General features: G+C 66.1%; 11 protein-coding genes. 6 read left to right on the top strand and 5 right to left on the bottom strand.

Annotated features, from left to right (window positions below; all coding sequences use genetic code 11):
• Positions 1-440 precede the first annotated feature (440 nt).
• On the top strand, positions 441-1283 hold the full coding sequence (locus AAE021_RS13280; RefSeq protein WP_342022812.1) for a CHAD domain-containing protein: 843 nt from the start codon (positions 441-443) through the stop codon (positions 1281-1283).
• Positions 1284-1355: 72 nt separating this feature from the next.
• Positions 1356-2924 carry an MFS transporter gene (locus AAE021_RS13275; protein WP_342022811.1) on the top strand — a complete coding sequence of 523 codons (1569 nt, stop codon included), beginning with the start codon at positions 1356-1358 and terminating at the stop codon, positions 2922-2924.
• Here AAE021_RS13275 and AAE021_RS13270 read toward each other — a convergent pair.
• Positions 2921-3955 (bottom strand): LLM class flavin-dependent oxidoreductase, encoded by a 1035-nt coding sequence (locus AAE021_RS13270; protein ID WP_342022810.1) that lies wholly within the window; start codon positions 3953-3955, stop codon positions 2921-2923. The two genes, AAE021_RS13275 and AAE021_RS13270, sit on opposite strands and share 4 nt — an antisense overlap.
• 227 nt (positions 3956-4182) lie before the next feature.
• Here AAE021_RS13270 and AAE021_RS13265 point away from each other — a divergent pair, with 227 nt between their 5' ends.
• Positions 4183-5256: a lipid II:glycine glycyltransferase FemX gene (locus tag AAE021_RS13265; RefSeq protein WP_342022809.1), complete on the top strand. Its 1074-nt coding sequence runs from the start codon at positions 4183-4185 to the stop codon at positions 5254-5256.
• Between the two features lie 469 nt (positions 5257-5725).
• Positions 5726-7174 carry a threonine/serine ThrE exporter family protein gene (locus AAE021_RS13260; protein ID WP_342025413.1) on the top strand — a complete coding sequence of 483 codons (1449 nt, stop codon included), beginning with the start codon at positions 5726-5728 and terminating at the stop codon, positions 7172-7174.
• Positions 7175-7273: 99 nt separating this feature from the next.
• Here AAE021_RS13260 and AAE021_RS13255 read toward each other — a convergent pair whose 3' ends face one another.
• Genes AAE021_RS13255 through AAE021_RS13240 form a run of 4 tightly spaced genes read right to left on the bottom strand, consistent with a single transcriptional unit; the run spans position 7274 to position 10476 of the window.
• Positions 7274-8131 carry a siderophore-interacting protein gene (locus AAE021_RS13255; RefSeq protein ID WP_342022808.1) on the bottom strand — a complete coding sequence of 286 codons (858 nt, stop codon included), beginning with the start codon at positions 8129-8131 and terminating at the stop codon, positions 7274-7276.
• A gap of 31 nt (positions 8132-8162) precedes the next feature.
• Positions 8163-8960, bottom strand: a complete 798-nt coding sequence (locus AAE021_RS13250; RefSeq protein WP_425362400.1) for a uracil-DNA glycosylase — start codon at positions 8958-8960, stop codon at positions 8163-8165.
• Between the two features lie 32 nt (positions 8961-8992).
• Entirely contained in the window at positions 8993-9991 is a 999-nt protein-coding gene (locus AAE021_RS13245) for a cation diffusion facilitator family transporter (RefSeq protein WP_342022807.1), read from the bottom strand.
• Positions 9988-10476 (bottom strand): transporter substrate-binding domain-containing protein, encoded by a 489-nt coding sequence (locus AAE021_RS13240; protein ID WP_342022806.1) that lies wholly within the window; start codon positions 10474-10476, stop codon positions 9988-9990. The genes AAE021_RS13245 and AAE021_RS13240 overlap by 4 nt, the downstream gene beginning before the upstream one ends.
• Positions 10477-10687: 211 nt before the next feature.
• On the opposite strand from AAE021_RS13240, the gene AAE021_RS13235 reads away from it, so the two are divergent.
• On the top strand, positions 10688-10990 hold the full coding sequence (locus AAE021_RS13235; protein WP_290167235.1) for a DUF3263 domain-containing protein: 303 nt from the start codon (positions 10688-10690) through the stop codon (positions 10988-10990).
• Positions 10991-11027: 37 nt separating this feature from the next.
• Positions 11028-11651 (top strand): LytR C-terminal domain-containing protein, encoded by a 624-nt coding sequence (locus tag AAE021_RS13230; protein WP_342022804.1) that lies wholly within the window; start codon positions 11028-11030, stop codon positions 11649-11651.
• The last annotated feature ends 179 nt before the right edge of the window (positions 11652-11830 follow it).

Below are 11830 nucleotides of genomic sequence, written 5' to 3'. Positions count from 1 at the left end.
ATGGCCGGCCTTTGCCTTGGTGGGTGGAATTCGTGGCGGCAAGGTATCGGGGTTCCCGGCACAGCCGAACCCCGGCACCGTACGTGGATGCTACCGCCGCGCGGTGCAGCCGGTACAGGCAAGCCGCGGCGTTCTGCCCTCTCCGGCAATTGTTCAGTGGACTGGTTAGGTGAACCGGCTCGGTGAACTGGCGCCGGGCCGCCCCCGCGCTGGTGCAGACCCTGCCGCCGGGCGTTTCCACGGACCTATACTGAGCCATGCCTATCCCTCAGGATCCAGGACACTTCCGGCAGCCGCCACGGCGAAGCCGCACGGCAGATCCCCTTGGACCCACCGTGGAGGGTTCCCCGGCTGCGCTTGAGGCACGGCAGGCGGCAGTGCGTGTTTCCGCGCTGAGCCCGGGGACGCCTGCGGCGGATGGCCCCGCAGGGCTCCTTCTGTTGGCATACCTGAGTGAACAGTTCCAGGCCATGCTGGCGGAGGACCCGCGGGTGCGGACGAACCGGGCGGACGCGGTGCACAAGATGCGGGTCAGCACCCGGCGGATGCGCTCGGCAATGGCGAGCTATCAAAAGGTTCTGGCTCCGGATCCGTCCCGTGCAGTCAGGAACGAGCTTAAATGGCTGGCCGGAGTCCTCGGCGCCGCCCGCGACGCCCAGGTTTTGCGGGCGCGGCTGCACAGCCTGCTCGATACGCAGCCCACCGAACTGGTGATGGGCCCGGTGCGGCAGCGGATTGATGAGGAACTGCTGGCTGACTACAGCTCCGCGCTCGCGGAGGTTGCCCGTGTGCTCGACAGCGGGAGGTACCGGCGCCTGTTGGAGGATCTTGAACTGGTGATCAGCCAGCCGGACTTCACGGCGGCGGCGGACGCTCCGGCTGCCGAAACCGCGGGACGGATGCTGCGCCGGGACCGCAGGCGGCTGCACCAGCAGGTGCGGGATGCGCGCTCGGCCCGCAACCACGACCACCGGGCGGAATCGCTGCATGAAGCACGCAAGGACGCCAAGCGGCTGCGCTACGCGGCCGAGGTGGCCCGTCCGGTGCGCACCCCCGGCGCCGCTGAGCTCATCTCCGGCGCCGAGCATGTGCAGAAAATCCTCGGCGAGCACCAGGACAGCGTGGTTAGCCGGGAATTCCTGCGGCGGCTGGGTGCGGGAAGCGCCAGGTCCGGAGCCAATGGATTCACCTACGGGCGGCTGCATGCCCTGGAGGAGGAGCGCGGGGAAACCGCACATAAGCAGTTCCGCAGGGCCTGGTCGAACTTCCCCCGGGTGGTTTGAACCTCCCCTTTTGGACCGCCGCATACTGAACCGCCGCATCTGAACCCGCACGTCCGGACGGAGGTATTCCAGATGGACCCGGCATCACCCTGGGCGCCGCTGCGGCGCCGCATGTTCCTGATTCTGTGGCTGGCGAACATTGGCTCGAGCATAGGCACCTGGATGCAGACCGTGGGCGCCCAGTGGTACCTGGTGGAAAACAGTTCCAACCCCGCCCTGGTATCCCTGGTCCAGACGGCAAACCTGGCGCCGTCACTGCTGTTGGGGCTGATCGCCGGCGTGCTGGCCGACGCTTTCAACCGGCGGCGCCTGATCCTGGGGTCCAACCTCTTTGCCGCCGGTGCCGCCGGCGTCCTGACGGTTGTTGCGGCCCTGGGCCTGCTGGACCCGGATTCGCTGCTGCTGTACACCTTTCTCATCGGGTGCGGGGTGGCACTCAGCCAGCCAGCCTGGCAGGCCATCACCCCGGAGCTGGTGCCACGGGAAGAAATCCGGGCCGCATCAGCCCTGAGCAGCATGGCGGTCAACGGGGCACGCGCGGTGGGCCCGGCACTGGCCGGCGTCCTCGTCTCCTTTTTCGGACCCGCCTTCGTATTCGGGCTCAACGCCGTGTCCTTCCTGGGCACCGCGGTTGCCGTCTACGTGTGGCGGGCGCCCCCTGAACCGGAGGACCCCGAGCGGATGGGAGAGGCACTTGCCGCCGGGATGCGCTACATCCGCGCAGCACCACGGATCCGGCGCGTGCTGCTCCGAACGGCCCTCTTCATGGTCCCCGCCAGCGCGCTGTACGCGCTGCTCCCGGTGGCAGTCAATGGGCACCTGCGCCTCGGCTCCGCCGGCTACGGCCTGCTCCTGGGCGCGCTCGGCACCGGCGCGGTTGCCGGTGTTGTGGTGCTGCCCAAAGTCAAAAACTCGATCAACGACAACCTGATGCTGGGGCTGTCGGCCGCCGTGTTCGGCGCCGCAGCTTTTGCCGCGGGCTTTTTCCCCGCCGTTGTGCTGGCCATCCTGCTGTTCTTCGCCGGCATCGCCTGGATAGCCACCTTCTCCATTCTCAACAGTGCCATGCAGCTGACACTGCCCGAATGGGTCCGGGCCCGCGGGCTGTCCATCTATCTCATGGTGACCACCGGAGCCCAGGCCATCGGCGCCGTCGTCTGGGGTTCCCTGGCCACGGCCTACACCTACGCCCCGGTGCTGGGGGCGGCGGGGATCATCCTTGCGGCGGTGGGCCTGAGCGTCACCGTGCTGCCGCTGCTGCCGCGCACCGGCCGGCTGGACCGCAGCATCGCGGAAGCGGATCTGGGGATCGAAGCGGGACAGGAGCCCGCACCGGATGCCGGGCCGGTGACGGTGCTCATTGCCTACGAACTCGATCCGGAAAAGGCCGCGGAGTTTGTGCACCTGATGCACGAGGTGCGCCTGTCCCGGATGCGCACCGGCGCCCGGGACTGGGAGCTGGTCCACTCGGTCACTGACTCCCGGCAGTTCCGCGAGATTTACGACGTCGCCACCTGGCGGGAATACCTGCGCCAGGAACGGGAACGCACCACGGGGGAGGACCGAAACCTGATCGAGAGGGCGGCGGCGCTCGCCGAGGAGGAACCGCGCGTCCGCTGGTTCCTCCCGGCGTCGGCCTAGGCCAGCTGCTCGCGCACCAGCGGAGCCACCTCGGTGCCGTAGAGGCGGATGCAGTTCATCAGCTTCTCGTGCGGAAGAGTGCCCAGGCTGTATTTCAGGTCAAAGCGGCTCAGGTCCAGCTCCCGCGCCACCCGGACGATCTTGGTGGCAACGGTCTCCGGGGAACCGATAAACAGCGCGCCGTCGGGGCCGGCTGAGGCAAGGTAGTCACTGTGGGTGGTGGGGCTCCAGCCGCGCTCGCGGCCAATCCGGTTCTGCATCCGCTCGAAGTGCGGCCATGCTTCTTCCAGGGCCTGGTCATCGGTGGCGGCAACATAGCCGGGGGAGTGTGCACCCACCGGCAGCATCGGGCGGCCAAACTGTGCCAGCGCACGCTTGTACAGGTCCACAAACGGGGCAAAGCGTGCCGGCTCACCGCCAATGATGGCCAGCATCAGCGGCAGGCCGTAGTGCGCAGCCCGGACCACGGACTGGGGCGTCCCGCCGACGGCGATCCATGCCGGAAGCTCACCGGTGGCGGTGGGGGGATACACCCGCTGGTTTTGCAGCGGCCCCCTGGTTTTGCCGCTCCACGTCACTGGAGTTTCCTGGCGCAGCTGGGCGAAAAGCTCCAGCTTCTCCTCGAAGAGCTCTTCATACTGGGCCAGGTCCAGCCCAAACAGCGGGAAGGATTCGGTGAAGGAGCCGCGGCCGAGGATGACTTCCGCGCGGCCGTTGGAGAGCGCATCCAGCGTGGAGAAGCGCTGGAAGACCCGGATCGGGTCATCCGAGCTGAGGACGGTAACGGCAGATCCCAGCCGGATGCGCTTGGTTTGTCCGGCTATGGCTGCCAGCACCACGTCCGGTGCGGAGACGGCAAAATCCTCCCGGTGGTGCTCACCGATACCGATGAAGTCGATGCCCACCGAATCCGCGAGCACTGCTTCGGCCACGACGTTGCGCAGCACCTGATGCTGCGGCAGCCGTTCGCCGTCGGGCGCCGAAGTGACGTCACCGAAGGTGTCCAACCCGAGTTCCAGCCGCTGTGCCATAGTGCTCCCCATCCTTAGTGCTCACCATCGAAAGTTCATGTATTTGCATCTAGTCTAACCGCCGTCCTTGGATCGAACTCACAGTGTCCGGGTGCGGCGGGGTTTCATTTCGGGAACGCCCCAGCGGATAGACTTGAGGGCGGTCCCCGGCCCATTTCCCGGGGTCCCCAATGGATCAGCCGCAGATGGTGCAAGCGATCAGCGATCAAGCGACTAGTTGAGGTATTTTGCGAGACTTTAGTGCACGCCTGGCGACCGCCGACGAGAGAGAAAAATGGGACAGCCATGTGCAGTCCAACCCGGGCGGCGGGAACGTGCTGCAGTCCGCGTCCTATGCGGAGGTCAAGTCCCACCACGGCTGGAATCCCCTCCATCTGGTGTTTACCGGCCGCGGCTACACCACCTACAACCTGGTGATCGAAAAGAAGGTCCCCGGCCTCGGCAGCCTCTGGTACCTGATTAAGGGTCCGGACGTCGCTGAGCCGTCCCACGTGCCCGAGGTGCTGGACGCGCTGCGCCGGTTCATCAAGGAGTCCAAGCGCAACGTGTTCGCCGTCAAGGTGGAACCGGACATCGTTGACGGTCCGGAAGTCCGGGCCCTGTTCGAGGGTGCGGGCCTGGTCAAGACGTTCAACCTGCAGCCCAATGACTCCACGGCCCTGCTGGACACCACCCCTGACATCGAACAGGTCCTGAAGAACATCTCCTCGCGCGGGCGCAACGCCGTCCGCCGGGCCATCCGGGAAGGCGCCGACGTGCGCCGGGTGGAGCCCACCGAAGAGAACATGCGCATCATGTACCGGCTGATGAGCCACATCGAGGACCGCTCAGCGGCGCGGATGCGCTCCTACGAGTACTATCACCGCTTCTGGTCCAACTTTGTGCAGGCTGGGCAGGGCCGGTTCTACTTTGCGTTCGAAGACGGCGAGCCCACAGTGGGTGCGTTTGTCATTGCCTACGGCCGGAAGGGCACCTATAAGGACGGCGGGTCCAAACCCCGCCGCAGCCAGTACGGAGACTCCCATCTGGTCCAGTGGACGGCCATTAGCGAGCTGAAGGAAGACTTCGGCATTGAGCAGTACGACTTCTGCGGAACGCCGCCCAGCGACCAGCTGAAGAACAAGGAACACCCCCACCATGGACTGGGCCTTTTCAAGACCAGCTTCTCGAAGACCGTGACGGACTTCGTGGGCTGCTACGACCTGGTGCTTGACCCGGTGCGGTACAAGATCTGGAACACGATTGGTGAGCGCGTGGCGCGGCAAATCTACTGGCGCCGTCACCAGCAGCCGTTCTATTAAGCACATGCCTGAACGGGATTCAGGCCACAGAGGCGAAAGGGTGAGTCCTTTGGAAAACACGTCCGATGCAGACCGCCAGGAGCCTGCACAAAACCCCGATCCGATGGTCGGGCTGATTCCTGTCATCCGGAAGTCCGGCACCGACCGGGCTTCTGGAACGGAGCCCAAGGTTCCGGGGGAGAGCCAAAAAGCAGCTGCGGGCGGCAAGGTGCGGCGTCCGGCTGCGCCAGGCAAGGCGCCGAAAAGCGCTGCACCCAAAACCTCCGCTGCCCTGCCCACCGGCCCCGGCGGCTTTGGCCTGAGGAGCACCAAGCCCAAACCGCCTCCCCCCACCACCTCCGTGATGCAGACACCGGTCAAGGGCACTTCCGGCGGATTGGGACTGGGGCGCCTCCCGGGATCCGGCAGCAAAACGGCAAAGCCCGATGGAACCGGCCAGCCGCCGCGGAAGCCCCGGGCCCGCAAGACCATGCCGGGACAGCATGGAACCGGCAGCAGTTCACTCCGGCAGCAGGACCGTTCCTCAGCGGCCGCACGGAGGATGCTGCGGCGGCTGGTCCAGGGTGAAACTCCTCCCACGCAGGCCATGTCCATCGTGGAGCGGCTGGCGGGTTCCCCCTACGCAAACCCCCTGGTCCGCACCGCCGGCCCCGACGCCTCCGCGCGCAAGACCCTGGACCTGGCCCTCAGCCTGGCTGAAACCATGTTCCGCTACGGAGCGGGTGCCCTGGAGGTGGAGACGGCAATCATTGCGGTCACCGCAGCCTTTGGCCTGGAGAGTATCGAGGTGGACATCACCAACCAGTCGGTGCTGCTGAACTACTCACCCAAGGATCAAACGCCCATCACGGTGATGCGGGTGGTCCGTTCATGGACCAACAACTATGCGGGCCTTGGGCTTGTCCATCAGCTTGTCACCGACATTATCGACGGCGGCATTTCCCGCGCGGAAGCGGCCAACCGGCTGAACGAAATCACCCATCAGCCCAAACCGTTTCCGCGGTGGGCGGTGACGTTTTCCACCGGCGTCTTTGCGGCAGCCATTGTGGGCTTTATCGGCGGTGAACCACTGGCATCAGCGGTGGCCTTTATCAGTACGTTCCTGGTGAGCCTGCTCCAGCGCCTGCTCGGCCGCTGGCGGGTACCTGACTTTTTCAGCACCGCGGCGAGCGGTTTTGTGGTCACAGCCATCGCCATGCTGTTCTGGTCCTTTGACGTGCCGATTTCCCCGGGCATCGTGGTGGCCGGCGGAATCCTGCTGCTCCTGCCAACGGGCCGTTTAGTCTCCGCGGTGCAGGATGCGATCAACGGGTTCCCGGTCACTGCCTCGGGCCGCTTCCTGTCGGCATTCCTGACCTTTGGCGCGCTGGTGGCAGGCATCGCCGTCGCCCTGGTCGTGGGGGTGCTGCTGGGCGTGCCACGGCTGGACGTGACCGAAGTGGACGGGTCCCAGTATCCGTTCGCGGTAACGATGCTGCTGCTGGCCGTGGCCCTTGGCACGATCTGCGTGGTGGAACAGTCGCCGATGAACCTGGTCCTTCCCACCGTCCTGACCGGAGCGGCAGGGTTCATGGTCTTTCAGCTCTCCGTCTGGGCAGGCCTGGGGCCCCGGCTCACGCCCGCCGTGGCGGCCATCTTCATCGGCATGGTGGCGCGCATGATTGCCCTGCGGATGGGAGCCCCGCAGCTGATTGTTGCTGTTCCGGCGATTCTCTTCCTGTTCCCGGGACTGAGCATCTTCCGTGCCATGTACGGCCTGAGCATCGGCACCGATGACTTCACCGCCGGTGCCGTAGGCATCTTCAATGCGCTGACGGTGATCCTGGCCATTGCCGGCGGCGTGGTCTTTGGAGATAACCTGGCCCGCCCGCTGACCCGGAATTTGTCCGGCAACGACAGGCGGAACCGCCGCCGCTAGCCGGCAGGCGGGTCCGGGTGCCGGCCGGCACCCGGACGCCGGATGTGAAGGACGCCGGATGGAAGGACGCCGGCGGTGAAGGACCCCGGTCGGGAGGATCTAGAGGATCTTGCCGACGGGGGTCCTTTTTTCTGCCTGGAAAGCGTCCTCGGTGCGTCCGGCGGCCCAGTATCCGGACAGGGACACCTGCCGCCGGTCGAGGCCACGGCCCGCAAAAAAGACATCCCGCAGTGCCTTCATGGCCTCGCGCTCCCCGTGCGCGAAGACCTGGACGTCGTTACTGGGCCATGGAGCAGCCGCGACGGCCGCCGCCAGCATGCCGGTGTTTCCGGCCGGTGTGGCCCCGCGGTACAGCCAGGAGATTTCGATGCCGTCCGGGGCCGTGAGCGGCTGGCGGTCTTCGGGGCCGCCTACCTCCAGGAACACCTGGCCGACGGCGGAGGCCGGCAGCGCCTCCAGCACGGCGGCCGTGGCGGGCAGCGCGGATTCATCGGCGGCGAAAAGGTACCAGCCGGCGTCGGGGTCGGGGTTGAAGGCTCCTCCGGGGCCCGTGAAGGTCAGCGGTTCCCCGGGCGTGGCCTGCGCAGCCCAGGGGCCGGCCAGGCCTTCGTCGCCGTGGACCACGAAGTCGATGGCCAGCTCACGTGCTTCGGGGTTGACGCTCCGGACAGTGTAGGTGCGCGACACCGGCCACTGCTCCCGGGGGAATGACTCCCGCAGTGCCTCGAGCTCGGATTGTCCGTCCAGCGGCCTGCCGTCCGGACCGAACCAGATTTTGCAGTAGGCATCAACGAAGCCGTTGCCGGCAAAACGCTCGAAGTTGGGGCCGCCGGCAATGATGCGGACCATGTGCGGAGTCAGCTGTTCGCGCCGGAGAACCTCGAGGGTCAGCAGCGGACGGGCCCGCCGGGGCACATCCTGGGATGGCTTCGCGCCGGGCACGGAGGGATCAGGCATACTGGTGGCTCTCCTCGATAAGGGGTTTCTCCTACCGTATCGCGTCCAGCCGCCAGTCCACCGGCTGCGCTCCCTGCTCCGCCAGCAGATCGTTGACACGGCTGAAGGGGCGGGATCCGAAGAACCCGCGCGACGCTGAAAGCGGGCTGGGATGGGCTGATTCGATCCGCGGAATTCCGTCCAGCAGCGGAACAATGGACCGGGCATCGTTACCCCACAGCACGGCTACCAGGGGAGCATGGCCGCCGTCGGGTCCGCGGCGGGCGGCAACGGCACGGACGGCCAATTCGGTGATCTGCTCCCAGCCCCGCCTGCGGTGTGATCCGGCGTTTCCCGCGCGGACCGTCATGACGCGGTTCAGCAGCAGCACCCCCTGATCGGCCCAGGCGCTCAGATCGCCGTGCGGGCTCGGTGGAATGTCCAGATCCGCCGCGAGTTCCTTATATATGTTATTCAGGCTCCGCGGCAGCGGACGCACCCCGCGGTCCACTGAGAATGAGAGCCCGACGGCGTGGCCGGGGGTCGGATAGGGATCTTGGCCAATCAGCAGGACCTTGACCTCGGCGAGGGGCCGGGAAAAGGCCCGGAGGATGTTGCCAGGAGCGGGCAGCACGGTGAACCCGGAGCGGCGTTCCTCCTCCAAGAGGCCGGCCAGCCGGTGCAGCTCCTGGGTGGCCGGTGCCAGGGCCCTGGCCCAGTCCGGCGCCATCACGGTGTGCAGCGGTGCCGGGGCCGCAAAGGGGAACGGTTCTTCGGCCTCCGCGCCGGCTGGCGGGGTCCGGTCGCCGGCAGTGGGCAGCGAAAAAAGTGTCGGATCGTTGGAGCTCACCTTTCCAGCCTAGGGCCGGCGGCGTTTCCGCGTCATTCTTCCTTGCCTGATTGGTGCACGCCGCTGCGGCCGCCGACTTCCTCCGGCAGGGTCCGCACGGGAATCACCACGGTGTCGGCGAGCTTCCAGTCGATCCCGGTGCAGCCCTCACGGGCCGCAGTCAGGTTGCCCAGCGACAGCTCGGCGCCGCTGACCGGCACCACAAACGCTTCGACATGGAAGACCTGTCCCTCGTCGCGCATCCGCACGCCTGCGGCCTGAACCCACGGCAGCCCGTTCAGGTACTCCGTCACTTGTCCGGCCAGCGGATGCGGGTCCGCTTCATCAAAGGTTGTCGCCGTGGTGTCGACCAGATCAGTGATTGCGCCGCGCATGTTGCGCAGGCCATCGCGGAGGATACTCAAGGCGATGAAGAGGGCAGCGGCCGCATCAGCCCACCAGAAGCCCAGGCCGATTCCCGCCACGCCAACAATCGACCCCAGCGCGGTCATCCAGTCCGCTTTGTTCATGTCGGCGTCGGCATACAGCACCTTATTGTGCAGCTGTCTTGCCAGGCGGATCTTGATCCGGCCCACGATCACGGGCGGAATGGTGGTCACTGCCATCACCGCCATCATGAGCCAGCCGAGCCAGATCTGGTTTCCGAAGATCTCCACCGTGCCGATGGGCGGGTGTTCACCCTTCACCAGCCCGGTCAGCGACTCGTAAATGAGGAAGGACCCCATGGTTGTCAGTGCCACGGCTGCCACCAGATGGGCTACGCCGATGGACCGGTGATAGCCGTAGGGATAGCGGGCATTGGGTGGGCGGGCCACGAGACGGACCGCAAGCAGGAACGCCAGCGGGGGAATGAAGGAGAGCATGTCCTCGATCCAAGCGGCGCGCATCGCCTGTGAGTTTCCCATCACCAGGAACACCGCCGTTACGGTGACTGCGAGGAACCCGATGGTGATCCATTCCAAACGCACGGCCCGGTGCAGTGCATCGGATTGCTGCCGGGGAAGCTCAGTCCGCCCCTGCTGTGCACTCACGGGGTTCCCTCCCTCTCAGACAGGAAATGTTCCAGGCGCGAAAGGAACGCGTTTTCACCCAGCGGAGCCGCCAGCACATGCTTCTGCTGATCCCCCCAGCGGTTGGTGCTCTCGGCATAGGGGCGCGTCAGCGCAGCCTTGTCAGTCCACGGGCTGGACTCGGTCAGCCCGCCGACAACGAGGTCAAGATCGCCCTGCTTCAGGGCTTCCATGAGATATTCCTCGCCGCCTTCAACCCATTCGACCTTGGCGTCGAGGGACTGCGCGAAATCCCGGGCCAGGTCCGCTTCCGGTCCCGCCGGTTCAGCCCCGCCGACGTCGGTGGCAGGCGGGGAATGCGAAACGCCCACCCGGAGGGTGCCTCCGGTGACGCGGTCCAGCGTTTGTTCCGGATCTGCCGGCACGGATGAGCACGACACCGCGGTCAGGGAAAGAACAACAAGTAACAGCGCAGCCGCTGTCCGGGGCCGGATCTTCACGAACATAGCTATAGACCATAACGCACCACGGTTGTCCCGGTGGGTTCCCCGACCCGTGAGGTCACCAGCCGTGTTGGATGCCTGGGGTCGGCGGTGCCGGAGGGCGCAGCCGGTGCCGGTGCGGCTGCTTTTTCAGCCGGAAGGCGCCGCGAATGACAAGCCTGTTATTTCCCAACTAGCATAGGAAGGGAAACCAACACCGATCTGGGAGTATCCTGTGGCCGAAACAACCGAAGCGTTCTCACTGGACGGCACGGTTGACCCCGACAGTCCCCTGGGGGAGCAGGAACAGCAGATGCTCGCACTGGAGCGGGCCTGGTGGAAATATGCCGGGGCGAAGGAACAGGCCATCCGCGAACTTTTCGGCATGTCTGCCACGCGCTACTACCAGGTGCTGAACGCCCTGATCGACACCGAGGACGCCCTGGCGCACGACCCCATGCTGGTCAAGAGACTGCGTAGACTACGAACAACCCGTCAGCGCGCTCGCACCGCCCGTCGTTCAGGCTCTGACGTCTAACCGGCGCCACCTGAGATCCAAGGACTGATACCCCACCATGAGCAAATATCCCCGGGATGAGTTTGACAAGGTTCCCGAGACGTCGTCGCGCCAGGGCGTCCACCGGGAACGGTTAATACCGTCACGGTCCGGCAGCCTCGGCCTGATCATCACTGTCGGTGTGCTGGCCCTGATCCTTGGCCTTGCTGCTTTTTTTGTCCTGCCCCGGCTGGGTATCGGGCAGAACGGGGCTGCTCCGGCACCCGCTTCGGACTCGTCCCTGCCCGCACAAACCCCGGCTCCCCAAGCTACGGAACCCGAGCCCGAGACGGAACCGGCGGAAGCTGCACCGTCCGAGACCCCGGAGCCGAGCGAAACCCCGGCACCCGAGCCCACCCCGGAAGCGGTCGCGGACCGGACCCAACCCGTGGTGGTGCTCAATGCAAGCGGCATTGGCGGACTCGGAGCGAATGTATCAGCGCGCATTGCCGGTGACGGATGGTCCACGGCGCAGGTTGCCAACTGGGGCGGAACGCCGCTGCAGACGTCAGTGATCTTCTACAACGGACCCGAGCAGCTTGCCAACGCACAGGAACTGTCGCGGATCCTGGGCATCCCCACCCTCAGCGAGTCTCCGGAGTTCAATCTGGTGACGGTGGTACCGGGCCCGGGGTTCCAGTAACGGGCAAAGTCCCCGCGCATACGTAAAAACTCCATAACGATCCGGTCCTCGTAATTGTGTCCTGGATCACGCTGGCTAAAGTGAGTGCCAGCCGTGCGACGCCGGCCCGCATGCGGCGAATCCGCCGCCGGGCCGCCTGTGCGCCGGCCGGTTCCGCCGCGACCGCTTGGTGGAACGCA

The organism is Arthrobacter citreus, assembly GCF_038405225.1.
GTDB lineage: Bacteria > Actinomycetota > Actinomycetes > Actinomycetales > Micrococcaceae > Arthrobacter_B > Arthrobacter_B citreus_A.
Note: the sequence above shows the minus strand (reverse complement) of the source record. Positions and strands in the feature narration are given on the sequence as shown.